This window comes from Paraglaciecola sp., assembly GCF_051252315.1.
GTDB lineage: Bacteria > Pseudomonadota > Gammaproteobacteria > Enterobacterales > Alteromonadaceae > Paraglaciecola.
In genome coordinates this window covers 20,273-42,272 of sequence record NZ_JBPOFP010000002.1, presented here as the reverse complement: position 1 = coordinate 42,272, position 22,000 = coordinate 20,273, and the positions used below count along the sequence as shown (strand labels likewise).

Here is a 22,000-nt window from a genome sequence, read left to right as displayed (position 1 = left end):
TGCCTTTGTTTATTGTTGAACGACTAAGTCTTGTTCTGGTTCTGCGATTTTAACTTTCATACCTTTTTGTGGGTATTCAGGTAAGGTCATAATTAATTTGTCTTGGTTTTCTAATCCTTCACTAATTAGAAAGTAAGCACCTTCTTCACGAAGTATTTCAACGCGTTTTGGTTGCATTTGTTCTTCTTCGTCAAGTACCCAAATTATGCGGTTAGTGACTAAAGATTGAGGTAAACGATACACTTGGCTAAGTGTTTTTCCTGCAAAGCTCACTTCTACGTAGTGGCCAAACTTAAGAGGGGGTAATGACGATTTTAAGCTGTATGGATCTTCTACTCTTACTACCAATTGGCTCATGCGAGTGTCTTGGTCAATAATGCCTAAGTCGCGGCTGATCGTCGCTTCACGGGAAATTTTATTGTAACCTTTGGTACTTACTGTGGCCGTTTGCTGTGCAATATCTACAGGTAAAAATTCACGATCAAATCCGGCAATTGGAAATGATATTTCTGCAGTTTCAATATTATAGATTTCAGCAATTTGAGCGCCTTTATTGACATACTGGCCTACACCTAAGTTACGTTTTATTACTAACGCATCGTAAGGTGCTTTCACTTCACAGTTTGCTAAATCTCGTTGAGCTATTTTTAGTCTTGCTTGAGCTGATTTTACTGATGCTTGAGCACTCAATAGCTGCGGCTTTCGTAAATAAAGGTCAGACACTTTACTTTTTGATAAACCTTTGGCTTCTCTTTTAGCAACATCTGCTCGAGCTTGCTCCTCGATAAGTTGAGACTTAGCTAGCGTGAGGTTAGCTTCTGCTTGTAAAAGTGCAGCTTCGTAAGTGTCTTTTTCAATATTAAAAAGCACATCACCACGCAACACCAAACCACCTGCCACAAAATTAGGATGCCAACTCGTCACCTCGCCTGATACTTGCGCTGACAGCATAGTATTTTCTAGCGGCGCCACTTCACCATAACTGGTAATTTTAACTTGGTAATCTTCGGCAATTGCAGTTTCTACTTTCACTGTAGGGCGCGTATCAACGGGTTCTTTATCTTCCTCTTTGTCAGCAGACGCGACAATAGCGCTCTTTCCGCCAAATCCGATAAGGAGTATTAACACCGGTAAAGCAATTTTCATCCATGTGGTTTTCATAGTGTGTGCCTGTATTTATAATTTTAACCACCATATAGTAACGTAGGATAAGTCACATACCTATTTGCATTTGTAAAAATGTGTGAAGTTATTTACATATTTTAATATTTGCTGAATATCAATTAGGTATACACCTATGATTTGGTTGTTTGGGAAGGTTAATTAAAGGTTTTATTATGAAAAGATGTGCGCTGTTAACGACTGATAATCTTGAAGAATTTTATGTGTATGACCAGATGTTGATTGAACCATTAAAGCAATATGGTTGGTTAACCGAAGAAGTGTCATGGAAAAATAAAGATGTAAATTGGAATGATTTTGACGTCGTTATTATACGTAGTACCTGGGATTATCAGCAATTTTGTGCCGAGTTTTTAGCGTGTTTACGTAAAATAGATGCCTCTTCCGCTACATTAGAAAACAGTTTGAAAGTAGTTGAATGGAATATCAGTAAGGCTTATTTAAAAGAGTTGCAAAATCAAGGTGTTGATATTGTGCCTTCTCTTTGGTTCGAAAAATTCGATTTAGCAGAAATTGAAAATTCGTTCTCACACTTTTCAGAGCAACAGATAGTGATAAAACCTTTAGTAAGTGCTAATTCCGACTTTACTTATAGATTAACACTTGGGCAGCTCATTGCTCAAAAAACGCAATTGATGGAAGTATTTTCAAATAGAGAGTTTATGGTTCAACCTTTCCTAAAAAGTATCGTTGAAGAGGGTGAGTACTCGCTATTCTATTTTTCTGGTGAATATAGTCATACTATTTTAAAGCAACCTAAAGCAGGTGATTTTAGGGTGCAGGAAGAACATGGAGGACAACTGTTAACCGTAGAACCAGATGAAAAAATGTTAACCGCAGCCAGACATAGTTTAGCGGCTTTGCCCGATGATGTGTTGTATGCCCGAATTGACTTAGTGAAATTTAAAGGAGAGTTTGTTGTTATGGAGATTGAATTGATAGAGCCCTCATTATATTTCAATATGGATCCTGCTTCCCCCCAGCGTTTTGTAGACGCTTTTGTTCAACGATTTGGCAAGAATTAAGTGTAATCATTCATAGGTAAAATACATTGTTCACAAATACAATAAATTGTTAACAATTTATTGTATTTGTTGTATCCTCTTTTCGTTTTCACGTTGAATTAACATTGGTTTAACAAAAACAGACCTGTGTTTACGTGATCTAATTTAAAGAATAGAGGTACTTCCCATGTTGAAGAGATTTCCAGTTTTGCTAGTTAGCGCAGGGTTAGCAGTGCTTCCCCTTGACTTATTCGCAAAAACCGAAGCAGTTATTAATTTAAATGTTAAACATTCTGTTGGCGGCAAAAATACATTTGAACGTTCAAGACACATAAAACTACATTCAACCGTTTATGACAATGACTGGAACGGTGATGAAGATAAACTGAAATATATGATGGAAGATCTAGATGTGTATTTTGGCCGTGATAACGGCGGTACTGTTTGGAACTTTAATCAGGCGAAGCAAGATGAAGAAAGGCCTGGGTATGCAGAGTCAGCTGATATTGCTGCTCGCGGTAAGGATAATAGGGAAAGAGCGTACGGTGTAAATAAAGCGACTGTTCATCAGTATGATGAACGTGGTGATTTAATGGTCGGTGGTCAACCTCGCCAACACTTTTTAGGGAAAACCTCTCCTTGTTGTGGTAATGGCGAAGGCTGGCAAGCCAATGGCGGAGATGCCGTTGGTGAGTTTTTAGGACAATATGTTAATGAATTTTTCCGCGCAGATGGTCTAACTGGAGTTGATGGTCATCCTAGTCCAAAATATTTAGAAATTCTTAATGAACCTTTATACCAAGTGACCGATGCGCCACATGAATTAGGGTTAGAAGAGCCTATTGATCCAATTAAAGTATTTGAATTTCATAATGACGCTGCCGAAGGTGTACGCAAATTTAATACAGATGTAAAAATTGGTGGATTTACCGTTGCCTTCCCAATTTTTGAAGAAAGAAATTTTGCCCGCTGGGAAGAGAGAATGAAGTTATTCATTGATACCAGCGGTGAATATATGGATGTGTATTCTACTCATTTTTATGATTTAGAAGACGATAATCGCTTTAAAGGTAGTCGTATAGAAGCAACCCTAGATATGATCGACCATTACTCAATGGTTAAGTTAGGGCATACCAAAGAACACCTTATTTCAGAATATGGTGGGCGTAATAGACCAATGGAAAAAGCCCCTTGGACACCTCTTCGTGATTGGTGGTTCTTAAAAACAGCTAGCCCAATGTTGCTACAGTTTTTAGATCGCCCTGATTCTGTTGAGACCTCTATTCCATTTGTACCTATCAAGGCGTTATGGGGAACCGTCGATGACATTCCTTATAACTGGCGCCTATTGCGTCAAGCTAAAGAAGGTGCTGGCGAAGAAGGTGAAAACTGGGTATTCACAGAAATGGTTAAGTTTTATGAACTGTGGTCTGACGTAAATGGGACTCGGGTTGATTCGCTTTCGACCAACGCTGATATCTTAGTTGATAGCTATGTTGATGAAGATAAAGTCTATGTCATTATTAGTAACTTAACAGAGTTATCTGAAAAAGTGTTGCTGCATAAATTTGGTGCCAATGAAGCACAAATACAATCAGTCAAAATAAAACACTTATATTTAGATGGTGATAAGCCAAAACTAGAAGTGATCAATGCAGATGTAGACGTTGATAACTTTGACCTAGCTCCAGAAGCCACCATCATAGTTGAATATACTTATACTGCTGATATTAAAATTGATGGCCTTTCTGAAGAGAAAAAATATTTTGCTACTGAGTACTTTAAAGAAATTACACAAGATGTCGTAAATAACTTTGAAATCAATGAGGTAGTAACTAATACCTTTGGTGAAGCAATATTACGTATTGCAGTGGGCCGTGACTTAGGGGCTTCTTTAAATCCTTCTGTTACTTTTAATGGCCAGCTACTCACAGCCACTGCAAGTATATCGGGCGATGAACAAGGTGGTCGCTCTAGGTTCTTTGGTTTGCTTGAAATTCCAGTTCCCTACGATTTAGTGAAAGCTAACAATAAAATTGATATTAGTTTTATTGACGCAGGTGGACATATTGCTAGTGTGAATATGAAAGTCTTTAATTTTGACAGCGATATTCGTCCAGATGGTGGTGCGGTGTCTGGTATGTTTATCTCCTCACCAGTAGCGATTTTATCTGTGGGTGAAACGTTACAATTGTCTGCATCTGTGACTCCATTTTTTGCAACTGATAAGACCTTCAGTTTGCAATCTAGCAAACCGTCAGTGGCATCTGTAGACAGCACCGGTTTAGTGGCTGGATTGTCAGCTGGTGAAGTAACAATTACTGGTACTTCTAACGATGGTGAATTTACCGCCCAAACAACTATTACTGTTGAAGAGCCGGTAGCAGCCTCATTTACATTTAATGATAGAAATATCTATACATCGACTGCCTATAAGGTAGGTGGTGTGATGTCAGTTACCACTAATTTTGAAGCTGGCACTGGTTCCGAAGTGAATAATGCTTTTGGAGGAATAGAATATTTTCTTCGTCATATAAAAGTGGTTAATGGCAATTGGACAGTAGTGAAGGACATTAAAGAATATGATGCTAGTGCTATTGGTAAGCAGCGCGGTACGTCAGTAGCTAATATTCCTTTAACTGGTGTTACGGCTACTGCTGATTTACCTAGCGATGAATTCTATTTCTTATTTGTACGTTTTCAAAATTCTGAAAATGTCGTGAAAAACATCAATGTATTTCCGATTAATGTAGAAGAAAATGAAGTAATTATTGAACCGGGTTTACAACTTGATAATGACAGCAAATATCAATCAACCACTTATACCACTGACAGTACTTTAGATGTTATCGCCAATTTTGAAGCGGGTGACGAACAAACCGTGACTAATGAATTAGGCGGAGTGAGGTTTTTCTTACGAGAAATGGATTTAAGCTTTTCACAATCTTTTGGTGATGTAATTGTATCAGACGCAAGTGTGGTGGGAGAGCAAACTGGGACAGCGAATGTATCTATTCCTCTAGCTGGCTTAACACCTACAGTTGACTTGCCTGAAGGACATTTTTACTTCTTGTTTGCCCAGTTTAAATCTTCTGATGGCACAACCTACAACATTCCTGGCGTGGCACCAATTAACATTGAGCAAGGCTTGGTTCTATCATCATTTGGCCTAGATGATGTGAATAAATATCGGACCACTGAATACGAAGTAGGTAGCTCGATGGATGTAACGGTTAACTATGAAATGGGAACAGGTAACACAGTCGGCACTAAATTTAATGGTATTCGTTATTTCTTAAGGCATATAAAAGCCGGTTGGGCTGGCATAGTTAAAGATATTGTCATTGAAGACAGTAGTGTTATTGGTAATCAATCTGGCGTGTCTAACGTATCCATTCCATTAACAGATGCAACACCAACTGCAGACTTACCAGCAGGGGATTTCTATTTCTTGTATGTATTAGTGCAATCGTCTGATGGGACGGAGCTAGATATACCTGTGGCAAATATCAATCTAGTTAAGCCAGCAAGTGTTGCTGGTGATTGGGATGGGGATGGAGACGTTGATAGCCTTGATATTCGTGGATTAATGACGGCTGTATTAGGGCGTCAAACGATTGATATGGTATTTGACGTAAATAATGATGGAATAGTCAATATGTTAGACGTAAGAGGCTTAGCCTCACTTTGTACTCGCACACGTTGCGCTGTTAATTAAGTTTTTGGAGTAGTAAAAATGAAAATATTTAAAATGATGATGGTGGCGGCCTTACTAATTGGCTTTAAAGCGCAAGCTAATTTGATCACTATTGATATGGATGACACAGATGTAGCGGTAGGTGAAACGGTAAACGTAAGTTTGTTTGCTAGCTTTACCGATGCAGTCGACACCATTGACTTCAATTTCAACTTTGACAATAGCTTGTTTAGCTTTGTGACTGATTCAGAGTCAAGCGATTTATTTTTTGATGGGATATTTGGAGCGACACCTAACGCTGACGGATTAGGACTAGGTTTTATTTCGTTATTTGGCCCTATTAGTGGTGAGTTCTTATTTGCATCATTCCAATTAGAGCGCACTCAAGCTGGTGATTCAGAGTTTTCATTGGAAACTAGAACTTTGGCCAATGTGTTCGATAATGGCAATACTGCACCGAACTTTGATTTGCAAGTATCGGTGGTATCTGCTCCAGCTACTTTGGGTTTATTTGCCTTAGCGGGTTTAGCTATGATGCGTTTACGCCGTAATGGCTAACTTTTTAATAGCAATAAAAAATGGCGCGAAAATTCGCGCCATTTTTGTATCTATAGGTTTTAATTATTTAATTAAGCGAATTGCAAAAGGTACTTTGAAATCATCACCTTTAGAGGCAGCCAAGGCGCCCATAATGCAAAATATTAAATGACAAATACCTATGACTGGAAACAAGAAGGCACCAATCACAATAATGGTGAGGACTGTAGCAATAGCGTACCCAATAATAGCGGTGATAGACCAGTTTAGGGCTTCAATGGCATGACCTTTTATATAAGCATCGTCTGTTTTAACGAGATACAAGACTAAGCCTGGTATAAAGCCAAAAAAGATAGTGAGAACCCAGTTTAGTATTGCTATGTTTTTCGAATCTTGATCCATGATTTTTCCTTTTTAAAAATACAATTTGTACGTTTGTGTGTCAGGCTATAGGAATCTGAATTAGTTATCTAGGATAACTTTATTTCTACCATCATCTTTAGCTTGTTGTAACGCTAAATCGGCTCTGTTCAAAGTGAGCTCAATATCTGGTTCGTGACTTTTCCATGCGCTTACTCCACCACTAATACTCACTTCTAAGATTAACTTTTCGGTAGTAAGGGGAGCTGATAATACCTTTTGATTGATTTTTTTGGCAAGCGTTAAGGCTTGGTCTTGATTTGTTTGAGGTAACAATACTACAAACTCTTCCCCATCAAATCGAAATATATTGTCTGACTCTCGGCAATTTTCTTTTATGGTTGTGGCTACATGTTTTATGACTTCATCGCCTGTTTTATTGCCATATTCGCTATTAATGGATTTAAAGTGGTCTATATCAAATCGAATCACAGATAAAGACCATTTATACCGCAGGCTTAATGCTAAAGCCTGGTTAACGAGTGGCGTAAAAGTATGCCTTTGATTGAGAGCAGTGAGAGCATCGTGAGTGTTTGCTTGTTTCACTTGTTCGGTTAAATCGTCAACTTGATAAAACAACGGAATAATCACAGCAATTGCTTGAATAACTAACAGCAACAATATCAAACCTAGCAGTACACTTTGTATTGAATTAGCCAGAGTCACAATTTGGAAAGTATCTAAAAGCAGAAAAATGGTAGAACTCATTAAACCAATAAAACTAAACAGACTTACTGGTTTTATGACTTTTGCCTTCAAATAGTCAGTCAACTTAATGTTTCCCTACAGTGAAATAAACTTAGATTATCCAACTATAGTAGACACTTACTTCAACTTAAAGACCTTATTTAGCTTCGTCATACCAGTTTAATTTTTTATGTAAACTGACGACCGAGCCCACAATGATCAATGTTGGCGGTCGAATGCCAGCTTCTTCTGCGATTTTTTGAATATTACTTAATGTACCTGTGACGACTTTTTGTCTTGGTGTGGTGGCTGATTGCACCATTGCCGCTGGGGTGTCAGAGGATAAACCGTGCTCGACAAGTTTTTCGCATATGATTGGCAAACCGGTTAGTCCCATATAAAAGACTATTGTTTGATCTTGTTGAGCCAATCCCTGCCAATTTAAATTGATACTGTTGTCTTTGAGGTGGCCAGTGGCAAAAACCACTGATTTAGAATGATCTCTATGGGTAAGCGGAATGCCACAATAACTCGCGGCTCCACTCGCAGCGGTTATGGCTGGTACCACTTGGAAGTTTACACCTTGATCAATCAGGGTTTCAATTTCTTCTCCCCCGCGACCAAAAATAAACGGATCGCCCCCTTTAAGCCGGACTACTCGATTACCTTCAAGTGCTTTTCTAGCAAGTAAGTCATTAATTTGTTCTTGTGGCACGGCATGGTCACTTTTGGCTTTGCCTACATATATTTTTTCGGCATCTCGGCGGACCATTTCTAGAATCTCAGGGGATACCAGTCTGTCATATACAACCACATCGGCTTTTTGCATTAATCTTAGAGCTTTAAAAGTCAATAACTCTGGATCTCCAGGGCCTGCGCCAACTAAGTAAACTTCACCTTGGGTTAGTTCAGCATCTGGATTTTCTAACTTCTCTAGAAATTTTTGTTCTGCTTGTTCGACTTTTCCTTGATAGATATTTTCTGCAATGTCTCCGTCTAATACATCTTCCCAAAAGTAGCGTCTTTGGGTCACAGTGCCCAGTTTTTGTTTAACTAGCTCACGGAATTTTTCTGAAAACTGTCCCAGTAAGCTAACTTTATGAGGGATGACAGTTTCAAGCTTTTGGCGTAAATAACGCAATAACACGGGAGCCACACCACCGCTGCTAATGGCGATAGTGATAGGAGATCGATCGACAATAGAAGGTGTAATAAATTGGCATAAAGGTGTGTTATCTACCACGTTTACTAAGATTTTTTTGGCGGTGGCATGAGCATGTACTTGTATATTGGTTTCACTATTATTGGTTGCTACAAACACCATTTGGATATTGTCTAAATCAGATTCTTGATAGGATTTTTCGTGGAATGTGATTTTATTTTCACTGGCTAAGCCTTGCACAGTGTCACATGCCCAAGGTGCCACAACCGTAATATTGGCTTTACTTTTCAAAAGTAATTCGACTTTTCTAGCGGCTACTTCCCCAGCCCCCACCACTAAGCAAGATAGGTTGGTAGTATCTAAAAATATTGGAAAGTATTGCATAGGGCCGCTCTGATCATAATAAGCAAAAATACATTTTGCCTTTTAATGCCTTTTGAATAAACAGTCTAGAGATACAAATTTATGTTTTTTGGTTATTAGCCAAAGCTGAATAAATGGTATTGGGCCAGTGTTTGAATAGGTTTCATCATTTTGTAATAAGGTTTTACAAAGACATTTGTTTTTTAAATTCAGTCGCTTGTCGGCGAGATAGTTCTATGATTTTGCCATTTTTTAAACTTATCAATAACTGGCCATTCAACGCCATTTCAACATTATTGACGTATTGTATATTGATTAATTCTGTTCGATTAGCTCGAAAAAAACGACCAGTGGGAAGGCGTAATTCAATTTGGCTTAAAGATTTATAAATCATGGGTTTATGTTGTTCAAAATATAAACGAGTATAATTTCCAATTGATTCAAATAGTTGTACTTGTTGTAGTTCAACTAGCCAGCACTGCTCTTTTTCTTTGACAAAAAATCGGCTGTTAGCATCTAATGCTTCATTGCCTTTGTCGTCACTAGGTTTAATCAGTTGCCTTGCTTTTTCTATTGCACCTTTTAATCGATCGTTAGTGATGGGTTTTAATAAATAGTCTAAAGCGTTAACTTCGAACGATTTGACAGCATATTCGTCGAAGGCTGTGGTGAAAATAACGTGGGGTATAAAGTTTAATTTTTCTAACATAGAAAAACCGTCTAGCCCAGGTAAATGAATATCAAGAAATAATAAATCTGGTTGATTTTGTTCTATCAATTCAATGCCTATTTCAGCGTTTTCAGCTTCCCCAATGATTTCAATATCTGTGAATTTAGACAGTTGTTCTTTTAGCTCTACTCTAGCCAAGCGGCTATCTTCTACAATAATGGCTCGCATCTTTATTCCATTGGTATACGTGCTATAGCAAGCACTAACTCGCCACTTTGAATCATTTCAAAATGGGCTCTTTCTTGATACAACATGACTAACCTAGCTCTAATATTTTCAATACCTATACCCGTAGCTTTGTTATTTAACTTGGAATCTAAATTGGTCATCAATTGCCCGTGGTTTGTTACTTCTATGAGTAAGTTTTCTTCTTTGAGATGTATTTTTAGACTCACCTCTCCACCTTGCATACGTTTAGCAATACCGTGTTTAATGGCATTCTCTAATAACAATTGAATTAGCATTCGTGGTATTAAAATATTGTTATCGATGTCGCTATCAACCTTCTGGGTAAACGTTAACCTGTCTTCAAGCTGGATAGATGCTAGCGCCATAAATGCTTTGGCAACCTCTAGCTCTTTACCAAGTGTTTCTAGCGGTTTGTCTTGGTCTTTTAAGTTATAGCGCAACATATCTGCCATATGAGCTAACATGTCTCTAGCTTTGTGTTTATCTTCTAAAATAAGTGCTCGAATATTATTGATGCTATTGAACATAAAGTGCGGATTGAGTTGATTCATCAGAGCATGTAACTGTGATTGCTGCAGGTTTTCTTGCAGTGCTTTTTGCTGAATGTTCAATACATCTACTTGACGTTGGCGAGTTACAAATAAATATAACCCAGTCCAAATTGACAGAAACAACCACATTAGAAATAGGTTGTAGTTGAATATTTGTACGGGATCTATTGATTCATCATTAAAGGCTTTATGACCACTTAAATACAATATTAACATTAGGCCTGAAGATGCTAAAAACGCCCCAATTAAGCTGATAAATAAAGCCATGGGTATGAGTTTAGGAATAGAAAGGTTTTTACAATATTGTTTTATTACATAACGAATGCCGTGACTGGCGAACAAACCAAAAAAGTACAATACCACTACTGCTAACAGTAGCGATGGTGCCATCATGTTCGCTACATACTTACCAGTAAAATCAAAAAGTAATAAAGTAGCCCAGCCAATTGTTTGATAACGCCAGTAATGTGACATTTGTTTAAAACCTATTTGTTAACCATTGACCAATTAATTTTAAGGTGTTGGGATCCATGGTCTCAGTAATCTTTGCATATTCATTGATATACCCTGTCTTAGCTCGTTGAAATAGATGATTTAGACCAGGTAACGATGAGATAGTAACATCCTTATTTTTCGTTTGAAGCATGATTTTACGAAGGCTGTCTAAGTTGTCTTTCGCTTTTACTTGGATATCTAAGTCTCCGTTAATGGCTAATAATGGCATTTTTAACTTACTCAAAACATTTTTTGGTTGATAAGCCATAAATGAGTGACCCCAAGGACTGCTTAACATTTTTGCCATAGTGTCTATGAGTGCTTTGTTTGCATTGGGTATGGTATTAAACAATGCGACGAGTTCATCAAAGCTGGCTTTGTTTTTAGACATTTGCGCAGCCTTGAGTTGCATATCATATATAGCTTTACCATCACTTAATCCAGCCGCTAGCCCTAATTCTTTTTGTTGAGTCGCCCATAATTCAGTACCAGGTACACCTAACCCTGCCAACATAATGACAAATGCCACTTTGGGTTGTCGTGCAGCGAACAGTGGTGCTGTTATGCCACCTTCACTGTGGCCAATTAAGCCAATATGACTGGGGTTAATGTCGCTTCTTGTAGAAAGGTAGTTAAATGCTGATTCAACATCATAAGAAAACTCATTGATAGTTGTCCCGCTAAATGTACCTTTTGATTGGCCTGTTCCCCTATCGTCAGAGCGTAACACTGCAAAACCCAAGCGAGTTAAATGATCTGCCAGTAACTTAAAAGGTTTGTGGTTCATAATATTTGAATCACGATCTTGAGGGCCAGAACCAGAAACCAGAATAGCTGCCGCAAATGGGCCTTCTCCTTTGGGTTTAGTTAGGGTGCCTGCAAACGTAAATTTTTGTTCTACATGTGAATAGTTTACTTCCTCTTCCAAATAAGGATATGGCGCCTTAGGCTCTTGGGGACGCGAACTTGTTTTTGATATTTGCTGTTTTAACTCTTGAGAAATAGGAGCAAAAGATAAAGGAAATTTTTGGCCTCCTTGATGAAATGTTCCATTTATTTTAGTGCCAGAATGTTCTCCTTTAAACTGCGCGCCTATATTAGAAAACTCTAAAACGAGATCGTTGTTTTCTATTTTGACTTTACTGGCAGGAATACCCATTGCGCCTTGGTCAACACTATCTAAACTGGCAAGATATTGGCCTTCTTTTTGTTTTATATGTAAAACTAAGGTTAAGCTCATCTCTGATGAGATATTCAGTTTACCAGACCAATCTTGGGTCCAATTAGTTTGAGCTTTAGCATCACTCACCCACAAGATTAATAAAACGATAAATAACCAAGTTGGCGTACCTTTGTGTTTGCACATTGATTTATTAAACATGAAAAATTCTCCTAATTGATTTCGAGAATAACCATATCAAGGGAAATGACAGTTGAATGCTTTTTATGACGAACGTACCAAATTGCGGATAACTGGTAGGCGAGCTTAAATTTGGTGTAAAAAAAAGGACTAATAAAAATTAGTCCTTTTGGTTTAAATATTAATTACTTATTTGCGATTGCCTGGATTACCACGCTTTTTAGGTGGTTGATCTGACCATTCGCGCATACCTAAACTACGGCCGGCTACACGGGTTTTTTGCAAAACGTCTTGTGTTGCACGTGGCATATCTTTAGGTAAATCTACTGTGCTGAAATTGTCATAAATTTCGATAGCACCAATATTTTTACTGCTGATATTCGCTTCGTTAGCGATTGCACCAACGATATTGCCAGGTTTAGCGCCATGAGTATGACCAACTTCTATGCGATAACGTTTCATGCCTTCGCTAGGAGGACCTGATTTACGTTCGCGCTTAGGTCTGTCTCCGCCACGTCCGCGGTCTCTTCCGCCACGATCATTTCTGTCACCACGATCATTGCGGTCGTTTCTTGGTGGACGTGAATTTAAGTCTGGGCGGTCACTTTCTTTAAGGATAAGTGGCTCGTCACCTTGAGCGATTTTAGCTAATGCAGCCATAATCACTTCAGGCGCGGCTTCGCTTTCTTCTTGAATTGACTCAATAATTGGAATTAATGTTTCAATTGAAGAGTCACTCATCGCTTCGATTACGCTATTTTTGAATCTGCTTAAACGTGTTTCGTTCAATTGAGAAATTGAAGGGATAGTCATAGCATCGATTGATTGTTTGGTGGCACGTTCGATAGAGAACAACATACGTTTTTCACGATGTGAAATAAATAGTATTGCATCACCTTCACGGCCAGCACGACCTGTACGACCAATTCTGTGTACGTATGATTCTGTATCGTATGGCACATCAAAGTTAATAACGTGACTTACACGTTCAACGTCTAGTCCACGGGCTACAACATCTGTTGCCACTAATATGTCGATCTTGCCTTTCTTCAAGCGATCAACAGTTCGTTCACGTGAGTTTTGTGGAATGTCACCATTTAATGGTTCAACCGCATATCCGCGAGCAGATAATTTTTCGGCGAGTTCCATGGTCGCAGTTTTAGTACGTACAAAAATAATGGCGCCGTCAAAATTTTCAACTTCCATGATACGGGTTAATGCTTCCATCTTATGATGGCCCGCTACTTGGCAATAACGCTGGCGAATGGTGCTAGCAGTTGTGACCTTAGACTCAATTTTAACTTGTTTAGGATCGTTTAAGTAACGTTTGGTAATTTTACGAATTGGATCTGGCATAGTCGCTGAAAATAACGCGGTTTGGCGTTCTTTTGGTGCGTGGCTCAAAATCCATTCTACGTCGTCGATGAAACCCATACGTAACATTTCGTCAGCTTCATCAAGTACTAAGAATTTTAGTTTATCGAGTTTTAACGTGTTCTTTTTAATATGGTCAATCACACGACCAGGCGTACCAACAACAACTTGTGCGCCACGTCTAAGTTGACGAATTTGGTTTTCGTAAGAAGAACCACCATAAACAGGCAATACGTTAATTTTCTTAGAAAAGCTTGCGTAAACTTGGAAAGCTTCTGCTACTTGAATAGCAAGCTCCCTTGTAGGTGCAAGTACTAAAAGTTGGGTGTTTTTGTCGTTTGCATCAACATTAGCCAACATAGGCAAAGCAAATGCAGCGGTTTTACCCGTTCCAGTTTGAGCCGTTCCTAATAAGTCGTGGCCTTCTAAAATAATTGGAATACTTTCAGCTTGAATAGGAGTTGGTTTTTCATAACCGACTTTTTCTAATGCTTGCAGCAGTTCTTCGGGTAGGTTTAAATCTCTAAATGTAATATCAGATGTGGTAGTCATCAAAGTTCCCAGGGTACAGGCAGGCACAGCATTATTTGAATCGGTAATACAATTTCTAAAATCGGTAATACAATTATTTAAGGCGAAGCCGGCACGGTTTCAAAGGTCAAATTATATTCGATTTTGAAGATTTACTCCATGTAATGCTTTGTTTAATTGCATTATTTTTCAGAAATGTGTTTTTATAATGCTTAACTTTGTAGTTTATTGTCAGAAATGTTGTGAAAGTGTCTAGTAAAAGATCATTTAATTAACAAGTGTAATAATTAATATACAAACTACATAATTGCTTGTTGAATGACTACATATTGTTTTTAGGAAAAATATGCAAAATAGTGTCTCAAAAGATAGGTTTATTCCTTTACGTAAAACTGATCTGATACAAGCTTGTATTGATGATGATCGATTGCCCAAAATACAAAATTCAGATTTCATCAGTTTTTGTCAACTATTAATGAGCACTTTGCATTTTGAATACCATCAAAAGCTTGAAACATTAAAAGACAATTACGCGCCGTTTGACCCTAATAGCGATACTATCGATTTTCAGTTAGATAACCCTCTCACACTGCAAAAGAAACAGCAGGTATTTGCTCAAACATTTACCCAGATCCTAAATGCGGCTAATTTTGAAAAAATCACCGAGTCAGATTTACAAGATGCCTTAAACGAGGAGTCGTTATTTAAAGTGCGATTAGCTGTGGAGTTCGATGATTTTGAGGAAGTGGTGTTTTATCGCAGAGGAGAGCAGCAGAAAACAGAAACTTTACGTAAATTTGGGGGATTGAAAAAACAAAATATTAGATTTACCAATTACGACAAAGTGGCGGTGTATATAAAATTTAAAAATACAGAGCATTTTAGAATCAGTAAGAAAAAGACACAAAATTTCGAACCGGGTTCTACTGTGATTAAGTTATTTCAAAATATCCCCAAAGCAGATTTAGAAATGTTATTTCCGAATAGCGAAGTTCGAATGCGGCCTATAGATAAAGCCATCATTGGTGGGTCGGCTATAGTTGGCGGAGGCATAGTACTTGTGACTAAATTAGGAGCGTCTTTGGTTTTACTAGCTGCATTAACTAGTTACTACTTAGGATTAAGTCATAAAGAAGTGACCATAGGTAGTCAGCAATTACTGGTTTTGGGTGCGGGTTTAGGTGTGTTAGGAGGCTTCATTTTTAAAGAGTGGAATAAGTTTAAAAATAGAAAATTAAGCTTTATGAAAACGCTGACAGACAATTTGTATTTTAAAAACCTTGATAATAATAGTGGTGTATTACATCACCTAATTGATGCCGCAGAAGAAGAAGAGTGCAAAGAAGCCATACTTGCTTATTATTTTTTACTGATTGAGCAAACGTCTATGACCAGCCAAGATTTAGATAAAAAAATAGAAACCTGGTTTAAAGCGAAATTTGATGTGAATTTGGATTTTGAAATTGACGATGCGTTAGCTAAGTTATTACGACTCAATTTGGTGATAAAAAATCAAGATAAATACTCGGCAGTGCCATTGGCACAAGGATTAATTAATTTGGATAATAATTGGGACCAAGTGTTTAAGTTTAATTAACACAGGTTATGATAGCCATATTGAAGTTATAGGGAAAAATTGATGAAAGCAATTTGTAAGACTGGTTTAAATTTAGTGATGGTTGGTTTGTTAGTTGGTGGCTTATCAGCTTGTGGTAAAAAAACCAGTGAAGAATATATCCAAGAAGCGAAACAGTTTTCCGTTGAAAACAACGCCAATGCCGCTATTTTATCGCTTAAAAATGCGATACAACTCGATCCTAAATCGGCTATTGCAAGATTCGAACTTGGTCAATTGTACATTCAACAAAAACAATTCGAGAGTGCTGAGAAAGAATTAAATCGCGCATTAGAATATGGTTACGATGCATCGAAAGTCATTCCCCTTTTAACCCAGGCTTATCATCAAACGGGCGCTTACTCTGCCATTAGTAAAATAGAACATGAAAATGCAGGCTTAACTTCGGTTGAACGAGCAGAGATTGGTTATTTTAAAGTACTGTCTTTAGTACGTTTAAATAAACTAGATGAAGCAAAAGTATTAATTGAAGAACTAGCGAGTATTGATACAAGTTCAATTTATAAACCCTTAACCTCCGCTTATATGTTTGTTGTTGAACGAGATTATGAGCAGGCGCTTGCTGTAGTTGTAGAACTACGAGAGCAAGCACCACAAAATGCTGAATTGCTCAAATTATTGGCGCAGCTACATTTATCTCTAAGACAGCCGAATGAGGCCATTGACGTCTTTACTGAATATGTAAGTTTATTTCCAGAAGATAGTCAAACCATGTTTGTATTGGCCAAACTAATGGTGGATGCGGGTAAAGCAGAGTTAGCCGATACCTATATAGATAAACTATTATTGATTAACGATAAAAACCCGTTACTAAATCAATTAAAAGCAGCTACGAGTGCCGCAAAAAAGGATTTCGCCAGCGCCTTAAAGTATGCTCAGAAAGCAATTAATGCAGGGATCAATGAAACCTCATTAGCGTTAATCGCAGGGTATTCAGCGTATCAAATTCAAGATTATTCTAGTGCCAATAGCCATTTGTCATATGTGGCAAGTGTACTGCCAGATAATCATCCTGGGCTTAAGCTCCTTGCCGCTAGCCAACTTCAACTTGGCTTAACATCAGAAGTCGGTGATGTATTAGGTCGGCTTGACCAGCTTTCTGAACAAGATGCGCCTTTGTTTTCTAAAGCAAGTTATGAGTTATTAAAAGATGGTTTTCAAAAAGAAGCTGAAGGGCTTGTAAACCGTTCTTCAGGACTCAGTAGTACCGCTGAAGATTTAACTCGCTTAGGTTTATTACAACTGTCTTTGAATAATCTTGATGGTATTGTCAATTTAGAAGAAGCGGTGGCTAAGTCTCCTAATTTGGAGGCCGCACAAACCACTTTAGGCAAAGCGTATTTAGCTACGCAACAATATGATAAAGCCTTAGCTTTAGCAAATGACTGGAAAGCAAGTGCTCCGAATGACATAAAACCATTTATGTTAGCAGGTGAAATTTACACTAAACAACAAAAATACCCTCAAGCGAAAGCAGAGTTTGAGCAAGCCTTAGGTAAACAGCCTAATTCAGTGTCTCCTCAGTTAGCTTTGGTAAATCTTGAGCTAGCCCAAAAAAATGTATCTCAAGCCCGTCAATTGTTAGATGACATTTTAGTCGAATTTCCTACTAATGTGCCTGCCTTAGCAACGCAATACCTAATTGCGAAACAGCAAGGTGATACTGCTACTGCAATTAACAAAATTCAAACTGCTTTTAATGGTGAGCAGAGTAATATGGGTTTACGCTTGTTGTTGGCTAGAGTCAGTTCAGCAGAATTAAAATATGCAGAATCTATAGAGTTATTAACGCCCATAAAGGGACAGGAAAACCTACCTACTGGGTATTGGAAAATCTTGGGGCAAAGTTACATTCGTACCAATCAGGCCGGCGAAGCGAATAGGCATTATGATGATTGGCTGAATATCCAACCTAATAATAAAGATGCAAACGTAGGTAAGTTGTTATTGTTAGATAACAGAAATAAATTTGAAGATGCACTCAAAATCACCTCAGGGTTCTTAAAAAATCGTGATGACTTACAAATGCAATTATTACATGTGCACTTTTTATTAATGAATGCTGACTATAAACAAGCCCAAATTAGTTATGATGCATTACCAGCAACCACACTCGAAAGACCACTAGTTAAAGGGTTTTTGTCTCGTTTACAGCTAAACGCTAAGCAACCAGAATTAGCAGTTGAAAATGCTTTAACTGCTTACAATGCAGCGCCTTCTACTCGGAATTTATTGGTCATGATTGCCAGTTATGAGCAACTTAAACAAAGTGAAAAGGGAACGGATTTACTTCAAGAGCATGTAGCCAAACAGCCCAATGATCAAACTGCTCGAATGTTATTGGCAGAAAGACAACTTGGGTCGGATGTATCTTCCGCAATGTCTTCATATGAAATGGCGATTGAACAAAATCCACAAAACTATGTGGCTAGGAATAACTTAGCGTATTTATATTTACAAGCTGGACAAATAGATAAAGCGAAAGAGCACGGTTCAGAAGCGGTTGCAATTAAACCTAATAATGCTGCAGCACTCGATACCCTTGCACAAATATTAATAGCTGAAAAAGATTTTTCAGGAGCAGTGAAGCTTTATGAACGAGCCATATCAGATGAAATGAAGAATGAAGAAATTTATCTAAATTATGTCGAAGCCTTATTTGCCATTGATAATGCGTTTTTGGCAGAACGAACATTAAAAAAGCGTGAATACCAAGATCCAGTTTCGATACAACGTGTTACTGAACTGAAGGCTAAACATAAAATTAATTAGCCATGTCGATACCAAGAGTTTTATGCAAAGCTCTTGGTGATCTACAGAGTTTAACCTTTGACATGTAAGTTGAGAGAACCAATTGGTTTTTAAATGGAATAAATGTAAAGCTCAGGAGGGCATATGTTTTTTGTTAATATAAAAAATGATTACGTACTTGGTGACAAATATAGTGAATCTTCTACATGTGAATGCAAAACACAACCCACACGAAAAACCTTAATTATTCGTTATCTCACCTTTGCGGACTTACCTATCTTTCCAATCAATTTTAAAAGTACACACCTTTGTACATCCTGCGGGTGTGTGTATTCTCCTATTCCTAAAATTAACTCGAATGACTGGAGAAATAATAAGTTTAATTTAGCATCAAAATTTTCGGGCTGGCTTATTATTTTGTTAGCCATGTATATTGTGGGCAATTTTATAGCTGAGATTAACCCCGATGATACAGGCTTCAGGCATGAACCTAGGGTGGGAGATTTAGTTTTTATTAATTATCATTTGATGTCTAGAAAGGATAGATATTTTAGTCATCCTTATATCATCGCTAAAATCACAGGGCTAGATGCAGAAAATAATGAAGTCAATGCGACTTTGTTAAAATGGAGTAATTCAACCGAATCAGGGGTTATTAAGGACTATTTAAGCCAGCAAGATAAGTATGACAGTAACTTTAGTTTTCCCATTACATTTGATTCCAGCGCCCTAGACAATAAAAGTTTAGTGTTTGGCATGCGTAGGCGGAATTTTGATGGTGAGTTTAACTCCCTTCAAAAACGGTTGAAGTTTACGGATTAAACGTTTCGAATTTGTAGTGTTCGAGAATAAGCCCGTTGGGCTTATTCTGGCTTTTTAAAAGTATCCAGTTGTATTTGTAGAGCTGATATTTGTTTAGAAATATCTTTTAAGCTAGGCTCTCCTTCTTCTTCCATTTTTTCAGCGCGAGCTTTAGCGTTTTCTTGTTCCATCACACCGACCACTATGCCTATCACCATATTTAAAAATGCAAAGGCAGTGAAAAAGATAAAGGTTAAATAGAAGATCCAACTATAGGTGTATACCTCCATGGTTTCGTACATCACATCTGTCCAGTCTTCAAATGTCATGACCCTAAATAGGGTTAATAACGAAATAGTGATATCTCCCCACAAATCAGGATTGATCTCTTCAAATAAAGTACTGCCTATCGCTGCATAAATATAAAAGATAATAAACATCAGCAACATCACGTAGCCCAATTGGGGAAGTGCTTTGATTAATGATACTAGTAAAATTCGTAACTCAGGAATGATGGAAATCATTCTTAGTACTCTAAATACGCGGACTAACCTAGCAATGACTGCCATTTCAGCATCATCCGCTGGGATTAGGCTGATAATGACAATGACAGTGTCAAAGATATTCCAAAAACTCTTAAAGAAGTTTCGCTTTTTGTGTTCGGCAAAAAATCGTATGGTTATTTCAGTCAGAAAAAATGCACTAATAAACCAATCTAAAAATTTTGTTATTAATACCATGGTATCCGACATATCGTAGGTTTTAGCCCCGACAAGTAAAGCGGAAAAAATGATCACGGTTACCACAAACAATTCAAACAGTTTGTTACTACGAATATTAATAAAGGTATTTTTTAAAGTTGATGCTTTCATAAGTGTATTGGCTGACAAAATAACCGCGATAGAGTAGTGGTTTAGACGTAAGAGTCAATCTCAGATTGAATTAAATGCATAAAAAAGGCAGCCTGAGCTGCCTTTATAGGTAAAATTTTCTTTTTTATTGCGCAATTAAGGCTGAATCAATGTCTCTTACATCTTGCTCTGACAGTTTTCCAGCAGCTAATTTTAAGTCCATTACGCTAGTTACATAGCCGTATCTGACTCTTGATAGGTTACGTTTAGCGTTAAATAAATTACGCGTACTATTTAACACGTCAACTATGGTACGAGTACCTACTTCAAACCCTGCTTCGGTAGCTTTTAAAGCACTTTCGGCAGAAACCACTGACTGCTCAAACGCTTTAATTCTTGCAATAGAAGCTTTTACGTCATTGTAGTTTGAACGCACACTACGTACTACTTCACGGTGAGTGCGTTCACGCTCTTCACTGTCAGCAATAAAGTTAAATTTAGCAGAGTCGACATTCGCTGTTGTGCGCCCGCCGCTATAAATAGGCACTGATACTGAAACACCTACGCCATATGTGTTGAAACGACTATCTTCGTCACTATCGCTAGAATTAGCATTCGCTGTAAAATTAACTGTTGGCATATGGCCTGAACGGGCACTTTTTATATCGAATTTTGAAATATCAACACTGGTATTTGCGGCAACAAGTTGCAAATTAAATTCCTCTGCTAACTTTAACCAGTCTTCAATATTAGCTGGAGATGGCATAGATGCAGCGAATGACTCAGTGTTTAAAACGTTTAACGACGAATAGTAACGACCCGTTATTTCCCGTAACGCTTCTAAATTTGTTTCAACTGCATTTTCTGCACTGATTTCAGAGGCCACCGATGTATCATATTGGGCTTGTGCTTCATGCACATCTGTAATGGCCGTTAAACCAACTTCAAATCTTTGTTTGGTTTGTTCTAATTGGCGTTCAATGGCCCGTTTTTCGGCCTTAGCAAATTCTAGGTCGTCTTTTGCTTGAAGCGTGTTGAAGTAGTTATTGACGGTTCTAACAATAAGGTTTTGCATTGATTGTGCGTAAATGGTGTCAGCACGACTCGCTACTAACTCAGCACGGTCAACCGCTATCCAATTAGATTGGTCATATATGCTCTGGCTTAAACTGACGCCCAGGCCATTAGATGAATCTTCTCTATCGCCATAAGTTTTGCTGGCTGATAAAGAGGCTGAAATTTGGGGTAATAAATTAGCACGGCTTCTATCGATACCAATAAATGCGGCTTCCTTATTCGCTTTAGATTGCAATGTGCTTGGGTCACTTTGCAAAGCTTGCTGATAAACTTCAAATAGTGAGTCAGCATAAGCAGAAGATGTCATGCCTACACTTATCAAAAGTGATAAAAGTGTTTTTTTCATTTGTCGTCCTATTGGTTCGCTATTTATTGTCCAGCCCGATCTTGCCAGAATACTGTATGTATAGCTAAAGTCTATGCAAATCAAGACCTAACTAACAACCCTTTGTGGTAACACAGCGTATCCAAGTGTAACAGAATGTGTGTTTGATGATGTATTTTACTTGTGCGCAGTGAGAATTACTCAATTAACAAAAAGACAAATAATATTTTCATGATTAAAGCATTACCTGATTGGGTTACAATAAATCAAAGATACA

At 37.8% G+C, this 22,000-nt stretch carries 16 protein-coding genes; 6 read left to right on the top strand and 10 right to left on the bottom strand.

What is annotated here, in order from left to right; translation table 11 throughout:
* Positions 1-9 precede the first annotated feature (9 nt).
* A complete protein-coding gene (locus ACSHXM_RS00655; protein WP_435686772.1) occupies positions 10-1,161 on the bottom strand; it encodes an efflux RND transporter periplasmic adaptor subunit in 1,152 nt (383 codons plus the stop codon).
* A gap of 176 nt (positions 1,162-1,337) precedes the next feature.
* On the opposite strand from ACSHXM_RS00655, the gene ACSHXM_RS00650 reads away from it, so the two are divergent.
* The 3 genes from ACSHXM_RS00650 to ACSHXM_RS00640 all read left to right on the top strand — a co-directional run bounded on the left by ACSHXM_RS00650 (position 1,338) and on the right by ACSHXM_RS00640 (position 6,441).
* Positions 1,338-2,207, top strand: a complete 870-nt coding sequence (locus ACSHXM_RS00650; protein ID WP_435686771.1) for an ATP-grasp domain-containing protein — start codon at positions 1,338-1,340, stop codon at positions 2,205-2,207.
* A 166-nt stretch (positions 2,208-2,373) separates the two neighbouring features.
* Positions 2,374-5,904, top strand: coding sequence for an Ig-like domain-containing protein (locus ACSHXM_RS00645; RefSeq protein ID WP_435686770.1), 3,531 nt, complete (start codon positions 2,374-2,376; stop codon positions 5,902-5,904).
* 18 nt (positions 5,905-5,922) lie between these two features.
* Complete coding sequence (locus ACSHXM_RS00640) at positions 5,923-6,441, top strand: cohesin domain-containing protein (protein WP_435686769.1); 519 nt, start codon at positions 5,923-5,925, stop codon at positions 6,439-6,441.
* 63 nt (positions 6,442-6,504) lie between these two features.
* On the opposite strand, the gene ACSHXM_RS00635 is transcribed toward ACSHXM_RS00640, so the two are convergent.
* From ACSHXM_RS00635 to ACSHXM_RS00605, 7 genes are all read right to left on the bottom strand, one after another.
* Complete coding sequence (locus tag ACSHXM_RS00635; RefSeq protein ID WP_435686768.1) at positions 6,505-6,822, bottom strand: DUF4870 domain-containing protein; 318 nt, start codon at positions 6,820-6,822, stop codon at positions 6,505-6,507.
* Between the two features lie 60 nt (positions 6,823-6,882).
* Entirely contained in the window at positions 6,883-7,611 is a 729-nt protein-coding gene (locus ACSHXM_RS00630; protein ID WP_435686767.1) for a GGDEF domain-containing protein, read from the bottom strand.
* A 73-nt stretch (positions 7,612-7,684) separates the two neighbouring features.
* Complete coding sequence (cysG, locus tag ACSHXM_RS00625) at positions 7,685-9,073, bottom strand: siroheme synthase CysG (protein ID WP_435686766.1); 1,389 nt, start codon at positions 9,071-9,073, stop codon at positions 7,685-7,687.
* Positions 9,074-9,236: 163 nt separating this feature from the next.
* Positions 9,237-9,950, bottom strand: a complete 714-nt coding sequence (locus ACSHXM_RS00620) for a LytR/AlgR family response regulator transcription factor (protein ID WP_435686765.1) — start codon at positions 9,948-9,950, stop codon at positions 9,237-9,239.
* A 2-nt stretch (positions 9,951-9,952) separates the two neighbouring features.
* Complete coding sequence (locus ACSHXM_RS00615) at positions 9,953-10,996, bottom strand: sensor histidine kinase (protein WP_435686764.1); 1,044 nt, start codon at positions 10,994-10,996, stop codon at positions 9,953-9,955.
* A 4-nt stretch (positions 10,997-11,000) separates the two neighbouring features.
* Entirely contained in the window at positions 11,001-12,398 is a 1,398-nt protein-coding gene (locus ACSHXM_RS00610; RefSeq protein ID WP_435686762.1) for an alpha/beta hydrolase family protein, read from the bottom strand.
* 168 nt (positions 12,399-12,566) lie between these two features.
* On the bottom strand, positions 12,567-14,303 hold the full coding sequence (locus ACSHXM_RS00605) for a DEAD/DEAH box helicase (RefSeq protein WP_435686761.1): 1,737 nt from the start codon (positions 14,301-14,303) through the stop codon (positions 12,567-12,569).
* A gap of 325 nt (positions 14,304-14,628) precedes the next feature.
* Here ACSHXM_RS00605 and ACSHXM_RS00600 point away from each other — a divergent pair, with 325 nt between their 5' ends.
* The 3 genes from ACSHXM_RS00600 to ACSHXM_RS00590 all read left to right on the top strand — a co-directional run bounded on the left by ACSHXM_RS00600 (position 14,629) and on the right by ACSHXM_RS00590 (position 19,491).
* A complete protein-coding gene (locus ACSHXM_RS00600; protein ID WP_435686759.1) occupies positions 14,629-15,879 on the top strand; it encodes a TMEM143 family protein in 1,251 nt (416 codons plus the stop codon).
* A gap of 42 nt (positions 15,880-15,921) precedes the next feature.
* Positions 15,922-18,690: an XrtA/PEP-CTERM system TPR-repeat protein PrsT gene (gene prsT / locus ACSHXM_RS00595; RefSeq protein ID WP_435686758.1), complete on the top strand. Its 2,769-nt coding sequence runs from the start codon at positions 15,922-15,924 to the stop codon at positions 18,688-18,690.
* A 123-nt stretch (positions 18,691-18,813) separates the two neighbouring features.
* Entirely contained in the window at positions 18,814-19,491 is a 678-nt protein-coding gene (locus ACSHXM_RS00590) for a hypothetical protein (protein WP_435686757.1), read from the top strand.
* A 41-nt stretch (positions 19,492-19,532) separates the two neighbouring features.
* Here ACSHXM_RS00590 and ACSHXM_RS00585 read toward each other — a convergent pair whose 3' ends face one another.
* Both ACSHXM_RS00585 and tolC read right to left on the bottom strand, forming a co-directional pair.
* Positions 19,533-20,342, bottom strand: coding sequence for an ion transporter (locus tag ACSHXM_RS00585; RefSeq protein WP_435686756.1), 810 nt, complete (start codon positions 20,340-20,342; stop codon positions 19,533-19,535).
* Positions 20,343-20,466: 124 nt separating this feature from the next.
* Positions 20,467-21,744, bottom strand: coding sequence for an outer membrane channel protein TolC (gene tolC / locus ACSHXM_RS00580; RefSeq protein WP_435686755.1), 1,278 nt, complete (start codon positions 21,742-21,744; stop codon positions 20,467-20,469).
* Between the last annotated feature and the right edge of the window lie 256 nt (positions 21,745-22,000).

What these genes read in the sequence shown, in the direction of transcription:
- ACSHXM_RS00615 (WP_435686764.1), bottom strand. Translation starts at nt 10,996, where the DNA reads ATGTCACATTACTGGCGTTATCAAACAATTGGCTGGGCTACTTTATTA.
- ACSHXM_RS00640 (WP_435686769.1), top strand. Translation starts at nt 5,923, where the DNA reads ATGAAAATATTTAAAATGATGATGGTGGCGGCCTTACTAATTGGCTTT.
- ACSHXM_RS00620 (WP_435686765.1), bottom strand. Translation starts at nt 9,950, where the DNA reads ATGCGAGCCATTATTGTAGAAGATAGCCGCTTGGCTAGAGTAGAGCTA.
- prsT (WP_435686758.1), top strand. Translation starts at nt 15,922, where the DNA reads ATGAAAGCAATTTGTAAGACTGGTTTAAATTTAGTGATGGTTGGTTTG.
- ACSHXM_RS00590 (WP_435686757.1), top strand. Translation starts at nt 18,814, where the DNA reads ATGTTTTTTGTTAATATAAAAAATGATTACGTACTTGGTGACAAATAT.
- ACSHXM_RS00650 (WP_435686771.1), top strand. Translation starts at nt 1,338, where the DNA reads ATGAAAAGATGTGCGCTGTTAACGACTGATAATCTTGAAGAATTTTAT.
- ACSHXM_RS00635 (WP_435686768.1), bottom strand. Translation starts at nt 6,822, where the DNA reads ATGGATCAAGATTCGAAAAACATAGCAATACTAAACTGGGTTCTCACT.
- ACSHXM_RS00645 (WP_435686770.1), top strand. Translation starts at nt 2,374, where the DNA reads ATGTTGAAGAGATTTCCAGTTTTGCTAGTTAGCGCAGGGTTAGCAGTG.
- cysG (WP_435686766.1), bottom strand. Translation starts at nt 9,073, where the DNA reads ATGCAATACTTTCCAATATTTTTAGATACTACCAACCTATCTTGCTTA.
- tolC (WP_435686755.1), bottom strand. Translation starts at nt 21,744, where the DNA reads ATGAAAAAAACACTTTTATCACTTTTGATAAGTGTAGGCATGACATCT.
- ACSHXM_RS00605 (WP_435686761.1), bottom strand. Translation starts at nt 14,303, where the DNA reads ATGACTACCACATCTGATATTACATTTAGAGATTTAAACCTACCCGAA.
- ACSHXM_RS00585 (WP_435686756.1), bottom strand. Translation starts at nt 20,342, where the DNA reads ATGAAAGCATCAACTTTAAAAAATACCTTTATTAATATTCGTAGTAAC.
- ACSHXM_RS00655 (WP_435686772.1), bottom strand. Translation starts at nt 1,161, where the DNA reads ATGAAAACCACATGGATGAAAATTGCTTTACCGGTGTTAATACTCCTT.
- ACSHXM_RS00600 (WP_435686759.1), top strand. Translation starts at nt 14,629, where the DNA reads ATGCAAAATAGTGTCTCAAAAGATAGGTTTATTCCTTTACGTAAAACT.
- ACSHXM_RS00610 (WP_435686762.1), bottom strand. Translation starts at nt 12,398, where the DNA reads ATGTTTAATAAATCAATGTGCAAACACAAAGGTACGCCAACTTGGTTA.